Origin of the sequence: Clostridium drakei, assembly GCF_000633595.2 — a bacterium.
In the GTDB taxonomy this organism is placed as follows: domain Bacteria; phylum Bacillota; class Clostridia; order Clostridiales; family Clostridiaceae; genus Clostridium_AM; species Clostridium_AM drakei.
On sequence record NZ_JIBU02000064.1, the window covers coordinates 16,433 to 37,659 of the forward strand.

A 21,227-nucleotide genomic window follows, 5' to 3' on the forward strand; every position below is an offset into this window, starting at 1 on the left:
GAGCAAACTGCACTGCAGTTTGCTCTTTTTACTAAGATATTTGTTTATCTATTAAAGCCTCATCAATTCCTTTTTCATGTTGATTTTCTTTTTCGTCATCCTCATCTTCATCTGATTTTCCTGATTTCTCCATTTTCGATATAGATACTTCGTATGCAATCTTTTTAATTGTTTCAGTATCAGATATTTTCTTTTGATATTCTCTACTTTGCAACCTACCCCAAACTTTTATATTGTCACCAACTTTTAGTGTTTTGCAAAATCTGGAATTTCTTCCCCATGCAATCGTTGGTATGTAGTCTGACTTATTGTATGCTCTATTAACCGCAAGAAGTATATCTGAAATTTCTCTTCCAAATGGAGTTGTCCTATAAACTGGTTCTTTACAAATAAACCCATCTAAATATATTTGATTAGGATTTTTACTTTTCTCTTCACAGTAGTATATGTTTCTTGCAAATACTGTTAATATTAATCTATTTGATCCATCCATAAATTTGTTATAAGACCTTAACTGACCTTCTACCATAAGTTCTGTGCCTACTTTAATGTCCATTCCACCTATAAGTCTTTCTGATACTGTTATAAATAAATCATCCTTTGCTTCACTTAACCTTGAAACTTCCATATAAAAAGTATAAAACCCTTCCCCATACATTTCATGACTAAATTGTAATTCTGAAATTACTTTTCCTTCTAAATAAATTTTATTATTTAGCATTGAATTTTCCATCATAACCCCTCTTTCCTTTCGTTTTCAAATTATCTTATCACCATATAATTATTCACAAAATACCCAATTTATACTTATAAAAGTTAAATTGTATTATATTTAATTATCATATTGGATTTGTTAAGATTTCCTCCTCTTAAGATTCATACCTGTATTTCCATTATAATACAAATATAGCTCTAGTTTCAATAAGGTTCTACTTAAACTTTATATATTTATAATACTAATTTGCCATTTGCTTACCATCATAGTCTATATGATAATTATCTTTATAAATTAAGTCTCCAACTTTAACAAACTCATAGCCTTGTTTTTTTAAATTTTCTATAACTCTGGGTAAATTATCCGGTGTGTATTTTGCATTATTATGGAATAGTATAATAGAACCATTTTTTACTTTCTTTATAACTCTTTCATACTCTAAATTTGAGCCTTCTTCCCTCCAGTCTATACTATCAACATCCCATTGAATACAATAATGATTTGTAGCCTTCACTGTTTGTATAACTAAATTATTATATGAACCTTCTGGACATCTAAAAAGTTTTGTTCCCTCACCTGTTAATTTTCTTATTTTAGAATCATTGATATCTATTTCTTCTATAATTTTGTCTTTTGAAATTTTAGTCATATCAGGATGTCTATCTGAATGATTTCCTATTTCATGCCCTTTTTCGTGGATATTTTTTACCTTTTCTGGATACTGATCTACCCATCCTCCAACTAAAAAAAATGTGGCCTTTACATTATATTTGTCTAATACCTGTAAAATTTTGTCTGTATTATCTGCACCCCAACTTGCATCAAATGTTAACGCAATTTTTTTATCTTTTGTATCAACATAATATATTGGCAAATTTCTATTTACATTAATAAAGGCAGCTATATTTTTATTCTTATAAAAAACTGACCCTATAATTGCAACGCATAGTAAAAACATTGCCAAAAAAACTTTTTTAATCATTTTAGCCTTCAATGGTTTTCCCCCTAAAACATTTTATTCCCTTAATCTTATATAGTACTATTTGCATATAAATATTACATATAATTAAAAAAATAGTATTATTTACAGACAAAAAATAAAGCACTTAACTATTTAAAGTACTTTATTTATTTTCACATATTTTATGTTATAATATATTTTATAATAAGATTATTAATTTTTATTAGGAGGATAAACATGTTTGAAGATACTTTAGAATTAGCGGAAAATAAACTTCTACTACTTTTTATATTTAAAAAAATTAAGTTCCCTGTTTCTAATAATCAGATAACACAAATTATTTTAGAAAATAATTTTATAAATTATTTTACTCTTCAACAATACTTAAATGAATTACTTTCCTCTAATTTTTTAAAGTACACAGATGAAACAGGCACTCACAGAATTGTAATTACAGAAAAAGGTATTAAAGTTCTTTCTTTATTTGAAAATAGAATATCTCAAGATAAAATCAATGCCGTAGATGACTATTTAAATAAAGAAATAAAAAACATAAAGAAAGAAGTAACTATAACTGCCGATTATACACTTGGAAAAAAAGATAATTTCATTGTAAATCTAAAAGCTGTAGAAAATGATTCTATACTTATAGATATTAAACTTAATGTTGGCTCCAATAAGGATGCTAAGGACTTATGCCATAAGTGGAAAAATAATTCTTCTGAATTATATAACAAGATCATTCAATTACTTATAAATTAATATTGCTTTAGATTAAAATCATACCTGTAGGTTCTCCTCCTATAGGTATATAATCTTTCTTTTCGTTTTCTATATTTACCTTTATTAATAAATTATTATAGTTATCCCCTATATAAATACTGTCATTATACTTTATTATTCCCCTAGGCATTCCTCCTACTATTATATTCTTATCTTCCCTATAAAAATTTATATCTATTATACTTACAGTTCCATCACCAAAGTTAGATACGAAACAAAATCTTTCATTACAAAACATATCTACAGGAGAATTACCCGCTGTTATCCTATTTATTATTTTATAATTTTTTAAACACATTACAGCTATGCTTCCCCTAAAGTCTGCACCTATATTACTTTCGCATATGATAGCATATCTACCATCCACAGTAAAAAGGGCTTTTGTAGGATAGGCTCCTACCCTTATGTTCTTTATATTTTCATTATTAACACAATCAATTAAGGTTATACTATCGTCTTCCATATTTGAAATTAGCAAAACTTTTTTTTCCTTATTCAAACATATGCTATGAGGCAAACTCCCGCATGGGATCTCTGATGTTACTTGCTTTTTATCTAAATCAAAAACTAATAGGCTATTAAGGTCACCGCATATTATATATGCATTATTTTGGAATACCACTACATCGTTACAATGTACTCCTATGTAGTGAGTACTTTCTTCTATGCCTTTTTCTAAATTTACAATAGACATAGTGTTACTGTAATTATTGGCTACTACAATTTTTTTATCATTTAAACATATCCCATGAGGTCCAATTCTATAATCAGCATTATAACGTTTTAAAAATATTCTATTTTCTTCTTTAAATTCATTTAAATTTACTTTAGAAATAAAATCAGAAGAAGTATTACACACATATAGATAATTCAAGTTTATCCCCCCTCACAAATATAATATGAATATTAACGAAAATGGACATATTTTTTTGCTTATTATATTGAGTAATTTTTTAATATTATATATAATATCTTTATTGTTTAAAAAAGGTGGTGATATTTATGTACAATTATTTAACTAAAGGTGTTTGTTCAAGTCAAATAAACTTTGACATAGTTGACAACAAAGTATGCAATGTATGCTTTACAGGTGGATGTAATGGTAATCTAAAAGGGTTGTCAAGTCTTATAGAAGGCATGAATGTAAATGATGCTATAAAAAAATTAAAGGGAATTACTTGTGATGGAAAAGAAACATCTTGTCCTGATCAGCTTGCTACCGCATTGGAACAAGCTATACATTAAGTTTAAATTTTACATAAAAAATAGAGTGCAATGTATTTACCTTGCACTCTATTATCTATTCTATATTATTTTTTGTAATGATTTTTCTCATTCCGCCTATCATATATAGAGAACCTGATATTATCAAAATATCTTCTTCTTCTAAATAGGATAATGCAGTTTTATAAGCTTCTTCATAGTTGTCCTTAGATTCACAATTAGCATTACACTTTTTAATTATCTTCTCTAACTCATGTGCATTTTCAGCTCTATAACTATCAGGGGTTACAGCTATAATTTTTTCCGCCATAGGTGTTATAGTGCTTACCATCTTTTCTACTTCTTTATCTGCTAATATACCAAGAATTAAAACCATTTTTTTATAACTAAAATATTTCTCTATATTTTCCTTTAACTTGGTAATGCCATCTATATTATGTGCTCCATCTATTATTACCAAAGGTTTACTTTTCATTACTTCAAGTCTTCCAATCCATTTAACATTCTTTAATGCATTCAGTATGCTATTTGCTTCTATATTGAATCCCTGTTTTATAATTTCTTCTATGGCAAAAATAGCTGTTGCACAATTTACCATTTGATGTTTTCCTAAAAGGGATAATTGTATATTATAAATATTCTTAGAAGTTTTTACTATGAATTTTTGAACATATTTATTACTTTTGCTGCTTATTTTTTCACTTTCAACATGCTCTACACAATTAAAAGGAACTTTTACTAAATTTGATTCCTTTTCTTTACATACTCCTTCTATTACCTCTTCTACAGATTTTTCTTGAGGATACATAATTACTGGAACACTATTCTTTATTATTCCTGCCTTTTCATAAGCAATTTTTTCCAGTGTATCTCCTAATATGTTCATATGATCCTTACTTATAGACACAATTACACTAGCCAGTACCCCTCCACCGAGTTGAGAAGTGTATGGCTGCACTACATTTGTAGAATCTAATCTTCCTCCTAGTCCTACTTCAATTACTCCAAAGTCTATTTTTTCTTTATAAAAATAATAGAACATAGCACAAGTAATTATTTCAAATTCAGTAGGATGATCATAACCTAATTCTATAACTTTATCAACTGCTTTAGAAACTTCTGTGACTACACTGCTTAAAGCTTCTTTAGATATATTATTTCCATTTATCTGAATCCTTTCCTCAAACTCTTCAAGGTAAGGAGAAGTATACATTCCTACCTTAAAACCTGATTCCATTAATATTTTTGAAATCATAACCGTAACAGATCCTTTACCATTAGTACCCGCTACGTGTATATATTTTATTTTCTTATGTGGATTCCCTAAAAGTTCTAATATCTTTTCTGTTCTGCTTAAGCCCAAGTTACTTCCAAACTTCGCCGTATTAGTTATGTATTTCATAGTATCTTCATAATTCATATTGTCACATCCCCATATTTTAATTTTGCAAAATAAATAATACCTATAAGTTATTTATTTCTGAAATATATCTTAAATTCCATTTTATTTTACTAAATTTTTAATATTTAATCAATTGTGCACAAAAAACTACTGACAAGATGTATTGCCAGTAGTTGCACAAAATAATTATATTATTTTTAACTATTTCAAACTTTCTAGTCTTTCTAATACTGATTGAAGCATTTCTTTATATTTTTCACCTTTAGCTTTTTCTTCATTAACTACTGCTTCAGGTGCTTTTGAAACAAATTTTTCATTAGCAAGTTTCTTTTCTACTCTATCTATTTCCTTTTCTAATTTTTCTTTTTCCTTATTTAATCTTTCAAGTTCTTTTTCAAGATCTACTAGATCAAGTAAAGGCATAAACATTTCTGCTCCTCTTGTAACTACTGAAACTACATTTTCTGGAGCTTCTTCTTTAGTATTTAAAAATTCTACTGCACTTGCTGAAGCAAGTTTCTTGAAATAATCTTCTCCATTTTTAAATGCTTCTAATGCATCATTTTCTGTTACATAAGCCATTACCTTAGCTTTTCTTGATGGTGGTACATTCATCTCTGTTCTCACATTTCTCAATGATTTAATAGCTTCGATGATATATTCCATATCTTTTTCTGCCTTCTCATCATTAAGTGCTTCATTATACTCAGGCCATTTTGATATAACTATTGACTCATAATCAGTATAGAGATGAGTATATATTTCTTCTGTTATAAATGGCATTATTGGGTGTAATAATTGTAAGCTTGTAGCTAATACATCGTTTAAGACATTAAAGGCAACACCCTTAGCTTCTTCATCATCTCCATACATAACAGGCTTAACAAGTTCTATATACCAGTCACAGAATTCACCCCAAATAAAATCGTAAACCTTTTGTGCTGCTATACCTAATTCAAATTTTTCTATATTGTCTGTCACTTCTTTTATTAAAGTATTCATTCTAGATAAAATCCATTTATCAGCAGAGCTGTAATTCTTGCAATCTTTGTACTTATTCATGATTTCTTCATCTAAATTCATAAGTACAAATCTTGATGCATTCCATATCTTGTTTGCAAAATTTCTAGAAGATTCTACTCTTTCAGGATAATATCTTATATCATTTCCTGGAGCATTTCCTGTAATAAGAGTAAATCTTAAAGCATCTGCTCCATATTGATCTATTACATCTAATGGGTCTACACCATTTCCTAAGGATTTAGACATCTTTCTTCCTTCAGAATCCCTTACTATTCCATGAATTAATACATTTTTAAATGGAATATCATCTGCACAATATAATCCTGAGAATATCATTCTTGCTACCCAGAAGAATATTATATCGTATCCTGTAACTAATGTACTATTGGGATAAAAGTATTTGAAATCTGGTGTCTTTTCTGGCCATCCAAGTGTTGAGAAAGGCCATAAAGCTGAACTGAACCATGTATCAAGTACATCTTTATCTTGTTCTAAATTGCTTGATCCGCATTTAGTACATTTTGTTGGTTCGTCTACACTTACAATAACTTCACCACAATCTTTGCAATACCAAACAGGAATTCTATGTCCCCACCACAATTGTCTTGAAATACACCAATCCTGAATATTTTCCATCCAGTTAAAATATGTCTTTTCAAATCTTTCAGGTATAAATTTAACTTTTTTACTTCTAACAACATCTAAAGCTGGTTTTGCTAAAGATTCCATCTTTACAAACCACTGCTTTGAAATCATAGGTTCAATAGTACTGCCACATCTATCATGACATCCTACATTATGAGCATGTTCTTTAATTTTAACTAAGAAACCTTGATTTTTTAAATCTTCAACTATTACTTTTCTAGCCTCATATCTATCAAGACCATCATATTTACTTCCTGGGAAATTAATTCTTCCATCTTCATGCATAACAATTATCTCTGGAAGGTTATGTCTCTTACCAACTGCATAGTCATTAGGGTCATGAGCTGGAGTAATTTTAACTGCACCAGTTCCAAATTCCATATCAACATAATCATCTGCTATTATAGGAATTTCTTTATTAACTAATGGAAGCATTAATGTTTTTCCTACTAAATGAGTATATCTTTCATCTTTAGGATTAACTGCAACAGCTGTATCCCCAAGCATTGTTTCTGGCCTTGTAGTAGCTATTTCTAAGTATTCATCACTACCTACTACTGGATACTTAATATGCCAGAAATGTCCTTCTTGTTCACTATATTCAATTTCTGCATCAGATATAGCAGTTTGACATTTAGGACACCAATTTATTATCCTGTTTCCTTGATAGATTAGTCCTTCATTATATAGCTTAACAAAGAAAGTTATAACAGCTTTATTAGCCTTTTCTTCCATAGTAAAACATTCTCTTGTAGAATCTACCGATGATCCAAGTTGTTTTACTTGATTTCTTATTCTTTCTCTATATTCATTTGCCCAATCCCAAACTTTTTCTAGGAATGCTTCTCTGCCCATTTCTTTTTTCTTAAGACCTTGTTTTAAAAGTTCATTTTCAACTTTAACTTCTGTTGCTATACTTGCATGATCTTGTCCTGGAAGCCACAAAGTACTATATCCCTGCATTCTCTTTGTTCTTATAATTATATCCTGAATAGTGTCATCTAGTGCATGACCTAAATGAAGCTTTCCTGTTATATTTGGTGGTGGTAATACTATAGTATATGGTTTTTTATTTTCATCCACCTTTGGAGTAAAGTATCCTTTTTCTTCCCAATTCTTATAAAGTTTGCCCTCAAATTCTTTTGGATTATAAGTGGTTGCCATTTCCTTATTTTTTGACATGAAATTTCCTCCTTAAGTTTCCTTATATATTTTTGTATCTTGCCATTATATATTCATCTGCATATTTGCCATTTCGGGCAGCAGCATATTTTTACTGTGAAACTCTCTCACTAATTATTCCCAAAATATTTTCTTTTACGCCATCCATAGTTCTAATTTCATTTATGTCTCTGGCATCTTTTAATTCCACTGGTCTAATAATAAAATTCATACTTTCGCCTCCATAAACAGAACTATTAATTTTTTAGAAAAATAAAAAAGGCTTTCCATCCTTAAAAGGACGAAAAACCTCGCGTTACCACCTTTTTTCCTGCAAAATTACAGGCTCTTAATACAATTAACGGTTAAGAAAACCGTCTTTACCTACTAAATTTCAATAAAGAAGCTCAGAAGCTACCTTCAAAGTAATCCATATAGAAAGCCTTTCAGCTAATAGACTTTCCTCTCTTAATATATTCCTTACCTTTACTCCTCTTCTTCACAGCCAATAAAACTATGTTAACTTAAATATTATTATAACCTTAATTATTAAACTGTCAAGTATATTCTTTATAATTTATTTAATTCAAATTTTATACACATAAAATTTTGACTTAATCAACTTACTTCATGTTTATTATTGCTGCACTTTTACCATGTTTCTTCTTTCCTAAATCTATACTAATACTTTCTACAGAATTCATATTAGTAATAATTACTGGTGTAATTATACTTTTAGCTTTCTCTTTAATTACCTTAGAATCGAAATTCAAAAGTAAATCTCCCTTTTTAACTTTATCTTCTTTTTTTACATGTGCTGTAAATCCTTCACCATTCAATTTTACAGTATCAATGCCTATATGTACCAATACTTCTAATCCATCATCTGTTACAATAGCAATTGCATGTTTAGTAGGAAATAATACCTTTATCTTACCATCTACAGGAGAATATATCTTATTCCCTTTTGGTATAACAGCAAATCCATCACCTAACATTTTATCTGAAAAAACATCATCTGGCACTTGCTCTAATTCAACTATTTCTCCATCCACAGGATTAAATAGTGTATGTGATCTATTTGAATCTTTTTTATTTCCATCCATTTCAAATTTATTGTTTGACGAGATTTGATTGTTATCTGAATTCTTTACAATTACTCCATTTGCAATAATAACTTTTATATCATCTTTAATTTTTTCTGCTTCTGTACCAAAAATAGCCTGCACACTATTTCCAATTATCAACACACCAGCTGCTCCAAGGGCATTTAATCTATCTTTATCAACCCTTGAAACATCTTTTAAAGCAAATCTTAATCGTGTAATACATGCATCTAAAGCTTCAACATTATCTTTTCCACCAACAGCTTCTAAAACTTTAGCTGCTTTTTCACTACCTTTGGAACTTATATGGAATACTTCTAAACTATCTTCATCTCCTCTACCTGGTGTCTTTATATCTATTTCTTTAATTGTAAAATAAAATACAAAAAAATACATAACAAAATATCCTATACCTATTGGCCAAATAAGCAATGGATGACCAGCAAATTTAAATCCTAGCAAATAATCAATAAATGATGCTGAAAATGTATATCCCAATCTAATGTGTAATAAGCTAGTAACAATTCCAGATGAAAATGCTGCAAATACATGGAATACAAATAATATTGGTGCTACAAATATGAAAGAGAACTCAATTGGCTCTGTTATTCCTGTTAGAAACGCAACAAAAGCTGCAGTAGTCATCATTCCCGCTATTTGTTTTCTTTTTTCTTTCTTAGAAGCCATAATCATAGCAGTTGCCGCTCCTGGAAGACCAAACATTAAAATTGGAAATTCTGATGCCATAAATACTCCTGCAGTAGGGTCACCATGAAAGTATCTAGCCGAATCACCAAAATAAGTCACACCACCTGAAACATATTCTCCAAATTGGTATAAAAATGCTGGATAATACATATGATGTAATCCAACTGGAATTAATAATCTCTTACCAGCTGCATAAAATGCTGGCCCAAGTATAGATGTATCTGCCCATTGTGAAAATATATTAATTCCATTTTGAATTGGAGTCCAAACATTTACACCTGCTATTCCAAATATTAAAGCTGCAATAGCTGTAATAATTGGTACAAATCTTTTTCCACCAAAGAATCCCAACACTTGTGGCAACCTAATATTATAAAATTCATTATATAGTACTCCAGCAATCAGCCCTATGCAAATACCTCCAAAAACGCCCATATTAATTGTAGTCTTTGAAACTATGTCTGTATAAGCTGCAGTTTTCATAAAAGCTGCCAATGCCATATGCTGCTCAGAAGCAACTTTTGCTGCTAATACTTCTGCAGCATTAGAACTAGCCACTTTTATTACAGCTTCAAGTATAAGCTGTCCAACCACTGCTGCTAGTGCCGCAACTGCTTCTCCTCCTGAAAATCCAATTGCTACTCCAACTGCAAAAATCATTGGTAAATTAGTAAAAATAGCATCTCCCGCTTTAGCTACATAAGCTAAATTTAATAAATCTGGCTGACCAAATCTTAATAACAATCCAGCTGCTGGCAAAACTGACACTGGGAGCATCAAAGATTTACCGATTTTCTGCAATACTGAAAATAACTTTTCCACACCATTTCCTCCTATTTATGTTTTTATCCAAAAGATTTCAATATTAAATATATAAAACAGACTATTATATTGTTTTTAATATATCCCAGCACATAAGTTTATATAATTGAAAATTAAAAGACATCAGCAAAAATACAATAGCTATACAAATAGCTACTTCTTTAAGCTCATGCCTAATTTAATAGTAACATTGCCTATATATCTTTAATTCGATTTATATGTAAAGTAATATATCCAATTTCATCTTCTGGAACATTCACACAAAATAGATCTTCAATTTTCATAGCAACTTTAATTGCTATTCCGTACTCATTATAATATTCCTTTTTTATAGCATCAAGCAAATTATTTTTAATGGATTTTTTATTCAATATTCTTTCTATCATAAAATTCAAATGTGTAATCGTTCTTATGTAACTTAAAGATTTTGTATCAATTTTCTTTTTTAATAATTTAAATATAAACTGCATGATTTCATTTATCTTTTTAGTATGTACTAAAGTATCACTCACTTTTTTTTCACTGATAGCTGCATTAATATGCATACATATAAATCCTATTTCATCTTCAGGTAAATTTACCTGAAATCTATCATTAATCATTTCAAGTGCCTTTTTTGCTAATTTATATTCCTTTGGATATAATACTTCTAGTTCGCTTAAAAATGGATTTTCAATTTTTATTCCTTCTTTAATTCTTGTAATTGCAAAATTAATGTGGTCTGGAAGGGATATATGTATGGCTTCACTAATTTTTTGTTCTAATTCTTTTTCACATAATGAAATTATTTCTTCTGAAATACCTATAATCTCACTATTAATCTTTTTTAATACTTCATTAAATTCTTCATTGGATTTTGCCGACTGCTTAACAAATATTCCTTCAACTTTATCTTCTCCTATTTCAGCTCCCTTGTGACAATTAAATCCAATAGCTTTTCCAACTATAACAAATTCTTCTGCATTCTTTTCAGCAATTACAACATTATTATTTAAAACTTTTTTTACTATATACTGTTCCAAATGTTCCCCTCCTATTCTTATTACATTTCAACTGAAATATATAAAATTTTGCTATAATATTCCGATCACAAACATACATTTATTATACCACTTTTTGTATTAAAGTATATTTTTATAGGTTTAATAATAAAAACTTTAACACAATCTCTTTAAAAGTCATATTATGAATTGATATAAAAAACCTCGGAGGATATATTATGAAAAATAAAAGAATTCATATTTTTTCACTTTTACTAAGTTTTGTATTTGTTGCTGTTATTTTTGCTGGTTGTGGTGGTAATAAGAAATCTACTAGTACCGTTACTACTGTAAAATTAAATGAAGTTGCTCGTTCTGTTTTCTATGCTCCAATGTATGCAGCTATAAATCAAGGATTCTTTAAGGAAGAAGGTATAAACATAGATCTTAGCACTGGGCAAGGTGCTGATAAAACCATGCAACAAGTATTAAGTAAAAGTTGTGATATTGGCTTCTGTGGACCAGAACAAGTAATATATATTAACAATCAGAATAAAGAAGATTATCCTGTTCTTTTTGCCGAGCTTACTCAAACAGACGGTTCTTTTCTTGTAGGACGTCATGATATAAAAGATTTTAAATGGGAAGATGTAAAGGGTAAAAGCATCATAGGCGGAAGACCTGGTGGTGTTCCTGAAATGAGTTTAGAATATGTTTTAAAGAACCATGGTATTCAACCTGGAAAAGATGTAAATCTTTTAACTAATATCGCTTATACTGCTACCGCTGGAGCATTTAAAGCTGGTACAGGAGATTACGTGGCCCTTTTTGAGCCTACAGGAAGTATGCTTCAACAAGATAAATCCGGATATATTGTTGCTTCCATAGGAAAGTCTGCTGGAATTATACCTTATACCTGCTACTTTTCAACAAAATCCTATATGGATAAAAACCCTCAAATTATAGAAAAATTCACCAAAGCTATTTATAAAGGACAAATTTGGATTCAAAATCACAATGATGAAGAGGTAGCAAAATCCATAAAATCTTTCTTCCCTGGAACTGATGAAAGTATAATTGTATCTGTAATAAAAAATTATAGATCAATAAATGCCTTTGCTTCAACACCTGTGATGAAAGAAGAAAATCTTAACAGACTTATGGATATAATCCAATCCTACAATCAAAGCCTTATTCCTCAAAGACCAGCTTTCAGTAAAATAGTAAATAATAGTTTTGCTGAAAAAGCTATCAAGTAAATCTTTTAAAATACCAACAAATATTTTTTATAGATAATGTGGAATACTTTTCTCAAAACATGGATATAAATTTAATATAATCCATAAAATCTAATAGTTAATAAAATGTACATGTAGATAAATTCATATAAAAACTTGAGGAGGATTCACATGAGTTACTTTCACAAAGCCAATGAGTATTATAATGCAAAAGATTATCAGAATGCTATTAATCTTTATCAAAAAGCTGTTCAATATAAAGATAATGAACCTGCGGCTCTTTATAATTCAGCAGTATGTTTTATAAAGCTTAAAGAGTATAAAAGAGCAATTTCTCTACTTAAATCAGCTATCATGGTAAAAAAGGAAAGTAAATACTTTTTTAATCTTGCATATTGTTATGTAATGCTTAATGATAATAAAAAAGCCCTAATATACTTTAATATGGCTTGGTGTTTAAACAATGATGATGTCGATTGTGAAAAAGCAATAAATATTATAATAAAAAAACATTTGTCTAAATAAAATAAGTGCAGAATAAACTTTTATGTTTTTCTGCACTTATTTTATGTTATCTAAATATAGTTATTAAATTGAATATTTTTCTACTTTGATTATTTTAAAGTTTCAAATGAATATCCTTTTGCTTTAAAATATTCTATTACCTGCGGCAATGCTTGTACAGTTGTCACCTTAGCTGGTGCATCATGCATCAAAATTACTAAATGATCTTGATTACCATAGGTTTTAACTTTACTAATTAGACTACTTACAGGAACACTATTATGTTCTGCATCTCCTGTTAGATCATTCCAATCCACATAATGATATCCTGCTTTTTTAACTTCCTGTCTAAATGAAGCCAATCTTTGTCCAAAAGATCCTCCTGGAAATCTTATAAGCTTTAAACTATATTTACTTCCTATAATGGATTTCAATACATTATTGCACTTATCTAGGTCATTAATAAAAACTTTAGGATCAGAATATACATAGTGCATATCATGCGTATATGTGTGATTACCTACTACATGTCCTTCTGATATTTCTCTTTTTATCAAATCTTTATTTTGTTCAGCATTTTGTCCAATAACAAAAAAAGTTGCCTTTACGTTAAATTTTTTAAGTATGTCTAATATCTTAGGTGTATTGTTTGTAGATGGCCCATCATCAAAAGTTAAATATACTACTTTCTTACCATCTGATTTATAAGGATCAAAAGCTCCTTCATCTTTCGTATTATTAGGGTTCACATTGTTTTCCCTCTTATTCATAGCTTCTTGATCTAATTTTTTCTGCTGTTCCTTTAAATTTGCAGCATTAACTATAACATTTTTTCTGGCTGATATCTTTCCCCCTATGAAAAAACCAACTGAAAATAGAATTAATAAAGAAATAACTGATAATATAAGATTTCTTCTTTGTCTTACTTTATTTTTTCTAATCCTTTCTTCGTATTTTTCCATTCATATCATCCCCTAAATTCTATCATTCATAATTACACAAGATATTAAATTTTTTAAGACAAATAAGCATTTTACCATTCACCTGCTATCTGTGCATTTTTATGATCTAACTGAAATCTCTGGCTATTAAAATAATTGCCTCCCCTATAGAATGTAGAATCTACATTTATCCACTTTTGTTCTTCTGGTAAATAAACCTGATTCCATGCATGACTTACCCAACTAACTCCATTGAATCCCTCACCTGTTATCAATCTTACCTTTATGCCATTTGCTTTACACATAGCCACATACAAACAAGAATAATCAAAACAAATACCTTTTCTAGTATCATAAGTATATATAGCACCAGATTGTACATTAAAATCATTGTTTAAAACCTTATTGGCTTTATCATGATCATAGGCTATATTTTTTCCTATCCAATTATATATCATTTTTGCTTTACTTTTAGTAGTATCTTCTTTTGATACTATGCTTCTTGAAAATTTATTTATTTCATCGTTAGATTTTACTCCTTGATCTAAAGTAACTCCATTATAATATACTACAGTTCTATCATTATTAACTCTTCCTGGTGAAGCTTCCTTGCTTTCTCCTTTTTTAATTACAATTTTAAAAGAGTTATCTATAATACTAGGAAGCTTTTTTGCTATAGTTGAATTTGTAATAGGTATTATTGCTTCCTTACACATAATATTGTAAGGTTTTGATGTTTGTAAATACTTATTTAACTTTGCATTTGTACTGAACATAGACAGTACATTTAATGCAAGCGTTACTAAAAGTAAATAGCATATAGCTCTAGGCAATTGAAAAACTAAACCTGTCAATCTCCTGAAGAAATTTCCTTTAGAACTTAAAGACTTTTCTATTATATCTAGCATAGGATAAACAGTTAAACAATTTATAATTTCTAAACTAAGTTTAATAATTTTATAAATTATTAGTATTATTAATGGTATTATTACAGCATAAATTATGAGTGCATTGCTTTCTATATAATTTAAAAAATCTGCTGGTATTAATATATATATTTTTTTATAAATACCAGAATCATGTTGAATAAATATCTTTCTTCCAATGTAAATTCCTAAAAATAAAGCTAAAATAAAAGATATACTTCTGTTAATTCCATTAATATCTGATTTTAAATCATAAGATGAAAATTTAAACAAAAAACCTCTTATTAAAGGATAGAGAAATATTAAAATAAGAATTATGGTTACCATATTAATATTATTCATACCTAACATTTATACTCACCTCTTAACTTTATGCCTGATGGCACTTTATAATTCTATACTTAACAAAGCTAAAATATATACTTACACTTGGTACTAAGAGGTTTTTGTTAAATATATGAATCTTCATTATTTACAATAGAACTCAATACAGTTTTTATATTTTCCCATGAGTATCCTCTTCTCAAAAGATAATCACCAAGTTTTTTATAAATTTTTTTATAATCCTTCTCAGATTTTATTATTATGTTATATCTTTTTTCTGCAAGCACATGTAATTTATCTAAGTCAGTTTGTTCATCTTCATGAGTTTCATCTTTTTTTTCAAAATCGCTAACATCTTTCTTTATAACATTATTTAATGTTTCTGAAACTATATCTGAATTATATCCCTTTCTAATTAAAAATTCTCCTAATTTTTTATAAATCTTTCTATAATCTTTTTCATTTTTAATTAATAAGTTATATTTCTTTTCTGCTAACTCAGTTGCTGTCTCTTTTTCAACACCACTAGTTATACAAGCAAAACCTTCATTTATTTTTTTCTCATCTATTCCTTTTTTTATCAAATCGTATTTTATTTTATTTCTACCGCTGCTTTTTAACTTATCTTTTATATACATTTGTACAAATTTTTCATCATTAATAAAGCCATATTTTTTTAGAAATTCTATAGTTCTAACCACAGTTTTTTCATCATATTCCTTTTCAAGAAGCTTTGAATATATCTGTGCTTGTGTCTTGTACACTTTTTCTATAATTTTAAGAGCGCTGGATTTACATTTTATATAATTGTCTTCCATTACTATTTGATTTAAGTAATTAAGATCCACACTCTTTCCCTTTTCAATATTATGAATATATACTAATTCTGCACTACATGCAAAGGCAAATTCATGATTAATATACACATTTACCCTATCCTTGTTTCTTTTTTGAATTTCAACTTTAGTAATAATTTTTTTTGAATCTTCCATTATATAATCACCTTATTTTTCACTTTTAAATATGTGTATCGTTGGCTCATTAAAAATAAGCCTAGCAACATTATATATATGTTCCTTTTTTACCTTTTCTATTTCATCCATATCTGTAACAAACTTATATATATTATCTTCATCAATTGCTTGGTGAAGCACATAATTTCCTATATCTGATGCATCTTCTAAAGTAAAAGCAATAGCAGTTTTTAAAACCTTTTTCATATGCCTTATTGTATTATTGTCAAATACTATTTCTTCATTCTTTATTTTTTTAATACATTCATCTATTACTTCTAATGATTCATCTACATTTTCTTCGCCTACAGCAGTATATATATAAAGAGTTTTAACATAGTTTGTTAAATCCAAGTCAGTATATACATCATAGGCAAATCCCTTTTCTTCTCTAAGCTTTCTAAACAATATTGAATTAGCACTTTCTCCAAATTTATGATTTAATATTCTAAGTGCCAGCTCCTCCTCTTTACTTAAATGATGAAATGTAAAAAGATAAATTATTGTGCTTTGTTCTATATTCTTTTTATAAGAAATCTTTTTTATTGGAATATTTTTTTCTATAATAACTTCCTTTCTTTTAAATTCTTTCCATATCCATTCATTAAAATACTTCCAAACTATATTAAAGACCTCTTCATGGTCAAGATGTGACACTATAGATATATAACAATTGTTAGGGACATAATATTTTTCATAAAAATCCACTATTTTTTTTCTAGTAAGATTTTTAACACTTTTTTCATCTCCTATAATTTCATATTTTAAAGGGCCTTTGTTAAAAGCTATTTCATTTACTTTTTTAAAACTTAAATCTTCTATATCATCTCTACTTGTTCTTATTTCTGCTAATATTACCTCTCTTTCTTTTTCTATTTCATCTTGTGGAAAAATACAGTTTCTAAGCATATCCGATAAAATTTCAATTCCATTTTCCAATTCTTCATTTAGTGTAGTAATGGTATATACCGTACTGTTTTTATCCGTATAGGCATTATATTCTCCACATAAATTTTCTAAATCAATATTCAATTTTTCATTGTCTCTATTCTTAGTTCCCTTAAAAAGCATATGTTCTATAAAGTGGCATATTCCTTTCTCGTCAATGTTTTCATACATGGAACCTATTTTAACTCCCACATTTATAGAAGCTATTTGGGTATCTTTCTTTATAGTAACTAACCTTATTCCATTAGGCATAACCTTTTGTTTAGCATCAAACATAAAATATCTCCTTTACTTTGAGTAAAATATAACTTATAAGTATATTATATTTTATATTATAATAAATAAAAAGCTACATAAAATAAATATAATAAAAATTTAATTTGCTAATATCCAATTACTATGATATGATAAGATTTGTTTTGTATTATAAAAAAGAAAGAGGAATTTGAATGGAAAATATTAAATTTAGTGATTTAAACCTTCATAATAAGGTTTTACAAGCTATAGACGCTATGGGTTTTGAAGAACCTTCTCAAATCCAAGCTGAAGCAATACCTGTTATTTTATCAGGTAATGACATGATAGGTCAAGCGCAAACTGGTACAGGTAAAACTTTAGCTTTTGGTGCTCCTGTATTAAGTCAAATAGAATCTAGTGATAAAATATCTGCACTAGTACTTACTCCAACAAGAGAACTAGCAATACAAGTAAATGATGAGTTAGCTCGTATTGCAAAGTTTAAAAGAACAAAATTACTTCCTGTATATGGTGGTCAGCCGATTGATAGACAAATTAAATCTTTAAGAAGAGGCGTAGATGTTGTAGTTGGAACTCCTGGTAGAATTTTAGACCACATAAAAAGAAATACTCTAGATTTAAGTGGTGTTAAATTCTTAGTTTTGGATGAATCCGATGAAATGCTTAATATGGGATTTATAGATGATATAGAAGATATTATAAAAGCCTTAAACAAGGATAGACAGACACTTCTTTTCTCTGCAACTATGCCAAAAGAAATAGCAAAGCTTGCTTCTAAGTACATGAAAAATGAAGTAAAACATATAAAGATAGTTAAAAATTCTTTAACTGTTGAAAAAATTAAGCAGTATTATTATGAAGTAAAACATAAAGATCGTTTTGAATCATTATGCAGAATCTTAGATATAGATGAACCTTCTAGTGCTATAATCTTTTGTAAGACTAAAAGAGGCGTAGATGAACTTGTAGAATCTATGCAAGGAAGAGGATATAATGTTGAAGGTATGCATGGTGACATGGGACAGAATCAAAGACTAAATACATTAAGAAAATTCAAAGAAGGTACTTTGGACTTTTTAGTTGCTACAGATGTTGCTGCTAGAGGTATAGATGTTGATGACGTATCTCATGTAATAAACTATGATTTACCTCAAGATATGGAATCTTATGTGCATAGAATTGGTAGAACCGGAAGAGCTAATAAAGAAGGAATCGCTTATTCTCTAGTAACTCCTAGAGAATATATTATGATAAAGCAGTTAGAAAAATTTACAAAAAGTAAAATAAAGAGAAAAGAAATCCCTACTCTAGATGAAATTTTTGAAGCTAAATATAACAGCATGTTAAAGGATGTAAAAAACACTCTAGAGCAAAATGATTATAAAGATTTTATCCCTGTAGCAACAGGATTAGATGATGATTATAATTTAGTAGATGTGGCTGCTGCTCTTATGAAAATGCTTTTTGATAGAGAATTTAATTTTGATTATAATGAAGATTCATCAGTTAAATCAACAAAACCTGTAAGATTGTTTTTATCTGTAGGTAGAATTGATAAAGTTACTCCTGTTAAACTACTTAATTTCTTTGAAGAAACATCTGATATAGATGTAAATGAAATTGGAGATATAGACATATTTGATAAATTCACTTTCATGGACCTACCTGAAGATTTACTAGACACCATTTTATCAAGGAGTGCTGGTAAAAGGTTAAATGGTAGAAGAGTTAATATAGAAGTAGCTAAAGGCAAAAATAATAATAATTCTCATAAATAACATGAAAGAAGCTCCTTAATTCAAACAAATTATAATTGTGAACTTTTTTCATGTTTAAAATAAATCCACAAGTGTAAAACATTTGTGGATTATTTTTTGAATATGGCTTAAATATTTACAAATAGGCTAAATTATATTACCATAAACATAAAATGTTAGTTGAAGTAAACAGTAAAGAAAGGAAAAAGTTATGACTAAAATATCTTTTAAAGGAAGTGCAATGCTGAATCCTGTTCCATCAGTTCTTATAACTTCACAAAATAAAGAAGGAAAAACAAATGTATTTACTGTAGGGTGGATTGGAACTGCTTGTACTAGGCCTCCTATGATAACTGCAGCTATACGTCCTGAAAGACTTTCTTATGAATATATAAAAGAAGCGGGAGAATTTGTAGTTAATTTACCATCTAAAGATATGGTCAGAACTGTAGATTTCTGCGGTGTACGTTCTGGTAAAAACATAGATAAAATAGAACACTGCAATTTAACATTAGAACAAAGTGAAAAAGTTAAAGTTCCCAGTATAAAACAATGTCCTGTCTCTTTAGAGTGTAAGGTTAAAACTATCACTCCTCTTGGAAGTCACGATTTATTTCTAGCTGAAGTATTAGCTATTCATGTAGAAGAAAATCTTTTAGACGAAAATGGTAAAATTCACTTAGAAAAAGCAAATCTGATATGCTATTCTCATGGAGAATATTTTTCGCTTAACTCAAAAGCTTTAGGAAAATTTGGATATTCCGTTGAAAAGAAGAAAAAATCTAAAAATAAATTTAAAAAATAATGCTTTAAATCTCTCCTCTTTCATAATATATTAAAGGGGGGATTTTTATGTCTAAGTTTAAAAAATTGCTAATAATTTTAATCTCAATATTAATTGTTGAGGCTATAATAATATATTGTGTATATAAATCATCATCTAATAAAAATGCTTTCAATATAAATAATTCTAAAAGTAATTATATAATTCTAGTTGATGTTTCTTCTAATAATTTAATAGTCTTTAAAGATGGTATTCAATTTAAACTCTATAAAGTTGCAAGTGGAAAATATAATACACCTTCACCTTTAGGTACCTGGAAAATAATAAAGAAGGACAATTGGGGTGATGGCTTTGGCGGATACTGGATGGGGTTTAATGTCCCCTGGGGCAAGTATGGTATACACGGCACATTATTCCCAAATTCAATAGGATGGAATTCATCTCATGGATGTATACGAATGAAAAACTCGGAAGTATCAGAATTGTATAAATTTATTCCATATGGTACAACTGTCATAGTTTGGGGAGGCCCCTATGGTAACTTTGGAAATCATCTCAGAACTTTAAAACCTGGAATGACAGGGTCAGATGTATATCAACTTCAATTTATACTTCAATCAAGAGGTTATTATAATTCTAAGCCTAATGGAATTTATAATGATTACTTTAAGTCTGTGGTGCATAAATTCCAGAAAGACAACTCTCTTCCTACTTCTGATACTATAGGCTACAGTTTCTATTCAAAGCTAGGTGTAAAATTAGTTGATTAAAATATTTTGTATTCTAATACATATAAATATTTTTAAAAAAGTAGATTAAAAGCCTTCACACTTTTAATCTACCTTTTAATTTAAAATTACATCTTTTCATGGAAAGTTCTGCTTATAACTTCCATTTGCTGCTCTCTAGTTAATCTGTTAAAATGAACAGCATATCCTGATACCCTTATTGTAAGTGTCGGATACTTTTCTGGATTTTCCATAGCATCTACCAAGGTTTCTCTA

20 protein-coding genes and 1 other annotated feature are annotated in these 21,227 nt (G+C 28.5%); of the genes, 7 read left to right on the top strand and 13 right to left on the bottom strand.

Features of this window, described 5'->3' with window-relative positions:
* Positions 1 to 31 precede the first annotated feature (31 nt).
* Both EG57_RS0223160 and pdaB read right to left on the bottom strand, forming a co-directional pair.
* The gene (locus tag EG57_RS0223160; protein WP_032079456.1) at positions 32 to 733 is read right to left on the bottom strand and encodes a single-stranded DNA-binding protein; all 702 of its coding nucleotides are present in this window, start codon (positions 731 to 733) and stop codon (positions 32 to 34) included.
* A 223-nt stretch (positions 734 to 956) separates the two neighbouring features.
* Positions 957 to 1,709: a polysaccharide deacetylase family sporulation protein PdaB gene (gene pdaB / locus EG57_RS0223165; RefSeq protein WP_032079457.1), complete on the bottom strand. Its 753-nt coding sequence runs from the start codon at positions 1,707 to 1,709 to the stop codon at positions 957 to 959.
* A gap of 204 nt (positions 1,710 to 1,913) precedes the next feature.
* Between pdaB and EG57_RS0223170 the strand changes: the two genes are divergently transcribed.
* Positions 1,914 to 2,438 (top strand): DUF4364 family protein, encoded by a 525-nt coding sequence (locus EG57_RS0223170; RefSeq protein ID WP_032079458.1) that lies wholly within the window; start codon positions 1,914 to 1,916, stop codon positions 2,436 to 2,438.
* Between the two features lie 7 nt (positions 2,439 to 2,445).
* Here EG57_RS0223170 and EG57_RS0223175 read toward each other — a convergent pair whose 3' ends face one another.
* Complete coding sequence (locus EG57_RS0223175; RefSeq protein ID WP_032079459.1) at positions 2,446 to 3,333, bottom strand: YncE family protein; 888 nt, start codon at positions 3,331 to 3,333, stop codon at positions 2,446 to 2,448.
* 128 nt (positions 3,334 to 3,461) lie between these two features.
* Here EG57_RS0223175 and EG57_RS0223180 point away from each other — a divergent pair, with 128 nt between their 5' ends.
* On the top strand, positions 3,462 to 3,704 hold the full coding sequence (locus EG57_RS0223180; RefSeq protein ID WP_032079460.1) for a TIGR03905 family TSCPD domain-containing protein: 243 nt from the start codon (positions 3,462 to 3,464) through the stop codon (positions 3,702 to 3,704).
* A gap of 55 nt (positions 3,705 to 3,759) precedes the next feature.
* Here EG57_RS0223180 and EG57_RS0223185 read toward each other — a convergent pair whose 3' ends face one another.
* The 5 genes from EG57_RS0223185 to EG57_RS0223205 form a co-directional block, all read right to left on the bottom strand.
* Complete coding sequence (locus tag EG57_RS0223185; protein ID WP_032079461.1) at positions 3,760 to 5,103, bottom strand: bifunctional folylpolyglutamate synthase/dihydrofolate synthase; 1,344 nt, start codon at positions 5,101 to 5,103, stop codon at positions 3,760 to 3,762.
* 183 nt (positions 5,104 to 5,286) lie between these two features.
* On the bottom strand, positions 5,287 to 7,935 hold the full coding sequence (locus tag EG57_RS0223190) for a valine--tRNA ligase (RefSeq protein WP_032079462.1): 2,649 nt from the start codon (positions 7,933 to 7,935) through the stop codon (positions 5,287 to 5,289).
* Positions 7,936 to 8,026: 91 nt separating this feature from the next.
* Positions 8,027 to 8,146: a hypothetical protein gene (locus tag EG57_RS0223195; RefSeq protein WP_032079463.1), complete on the bottom strand. Its 120-nt coding sequence runs from the start codon at positions 8,144 to 8,146 to the stop codon at positions 8,027 to 8,029.
* A gap of 62 nt (positions 8,147 to 8,208) precedes the next feature.
* Positions 8,209 to 8,426: a binding site (T-box leader), on the bottom strand.
* Positions 8,427 to 8,537: 111 nt separating this feature from the next.
* The gene (locus EG57_RS0223200) at positions 8,538 to 10,505 is read right to left on the bottom strand and encodes a glucose PTS transporter subunit IIA (RefSeq protein ID WP_242859919.1); all 1,968 of its coding nucleotides are present in this window, start codon (positions 10,503 to 10,505) and stop codon (positions 8,538 to 8,540) included.
* A gap of 239 nt (positions 10,506 to 10,744) precedes the next feature.
* A complete protein-coding gene (locus tag EG57_RS0223205) occupies positions 10,745 to 11,572 on the bottom strand; it encodes a PRD domain-containing protein (RefSeq protein ID WP_029162841.1) in 828 nt (275 codons plus the stop codon).
* Between the two features lie 197 nt (positions 11,573 to 11,769).
* Between EG57_RS0223205 and EG57_RS0223210 the strand changes: the two genes are divergently transcribed.
* Together EG57_RS0223210 and EG57_RS0223215 are read left to right on the top strand one after the other, a co-directional pair.
* Positions 11,770 to 12,789, top strand: coding sequence for an ABC transporter substrate-binding protein (locus tag EG57_RS0223210; protein WP_032079465.1), 1,020 nt, complete (start codon positions 11,770 to 11,772; stop codon positions 12,787 to 12,789).
* A gap of 150 nt (positions 12,790 to 12,939) precedes the next feature.
* The gene (locus EG57_RS0223215) at positions 12,940 to 13,293 is read left to right on the top strand and encodes a tetratricopeptide repeat protein (RefSeq protein WP_032079466.1); all 354 of its coding nucleotides are present in this window, start codon (positions 12,940 to 12,942) and stop codon (positions 13,291 to 13,293) included.
* Between the two features lie 89 nt (positions 13,294 to 13,382).
* Here EG57_RS0223215 and EG57_RS0223220 read toward each other — a convergent pair whose 3' ends face one another.
* The 4 genes from EG57_RS0223220 to EG57_RS0223235 form a co-directional block, all read right to left on the bottom strand.
* Positions 13,383 to 14,234, bottom strand: coding sequence for a polysaccharide deacetylase family protein (locus tag EG57_RS0223220; protein WP_032079467.1), 852 nt, complete (start codon positions 14,232 to 14,234; stop codon positions 13,383 to 13,385).
* Positions 14,235 to 14,305: 71 nt separating this feature from the next.
* Positions 14,306 to 15,490, bottom strand: a complete 1,185-nt coding sequence (locus tag EG57_RS0223225; RefSeq protein WP_032079468.1) for a transglutaminase-like domain-containing protein — start codon at positions 15,488 to 15,490, stop codon at positions 14,306 to 14,308.
* A 98-nt stretch (positions 15,491 to 15,588) separates the two neighbouring features.
* Positions 15,589 to 16,455, bottom strand: a complete 867-nt coding sequence (recX, locus tag EG57_RS0223230) for a recombination regulator RecX (protein ID WP_032079469.1) — start codon at positions 16,453 to 16,455, stop codon at positions 15,589 to 15,591.
* A gap of 12 nt (positions 16,456 to 16,467) precedes the next feature.
* Positions 16,468 to 17,700: a M16 family metallopeptidase gene (locus EG57_RS0223235; protein WP_032079470.1), complete on the bottom strand. Its 1,233-nt coding sequence runs from the start codon at positions 17,698 to 17,700 to the stop codon at positions 16,468 to 16,470.
* Positions 17,701 to 17,873: 173 nt separating this feature from the next.
* On the opposite strand from EG57_RS0223235, the gene EG57_RS0223240 reads away from it, so the two are divergent.
* The 3 genes from EG57_RS0223240 to EG57_RS0223250 all read left to right on the top strand — a co-directional run bounded on the left by EG57_RS0223240 (position 17,874) and on the right by EG57_RS0223250 (position 20,993).
* A complete protein-coding gene (locus tag EG57_RS0223240) occupies positions 17,874 to 19,460 on the top strand; it encodes a DEAD/DEAH box helicase (RefSeq protein WP_032079471.1) in 1,587 nt (528 codons plus the stop codon).
* Between the two features lie 190 nt (positions 19,461 to 19,650).
* Complete coding sequence (locus EG57_RS0223245) at positions 19,651 to 20,244, top strand: flavin reductase family protein (protein WP_032079472.1); 594 nt, start codon at positions 19,651 to 19,653, stop codon at positions 20,242 to 20,244.
* Positions 20,245 to 20,291: 47 nt separating this feature from the next.
* On the top strand, positions 20,292 to 20,993 hold the full coding sequence (locus EG57_RS0223250; protein ID WP_032079473.1) for a L,D-transpeptidase family protein: 702 nt from the start codon (positions 20,292 to 20,294) through the stop codon (positions 20,991 to 20,993).
* Positions 20,994 to 21,079: 86 nt separating this feature from the next.
* Here EG57_RS0223250 and EG57_RS27360 read toward each other — a convergent pair.
* Positions 21,080 to 21,227: glycine radical domain-containing protein (locus EG57_RS27360; protein ID WP_032078785.1), on the bottom strand; the 148-nt coding region annotated here is incomplete at its 5' end.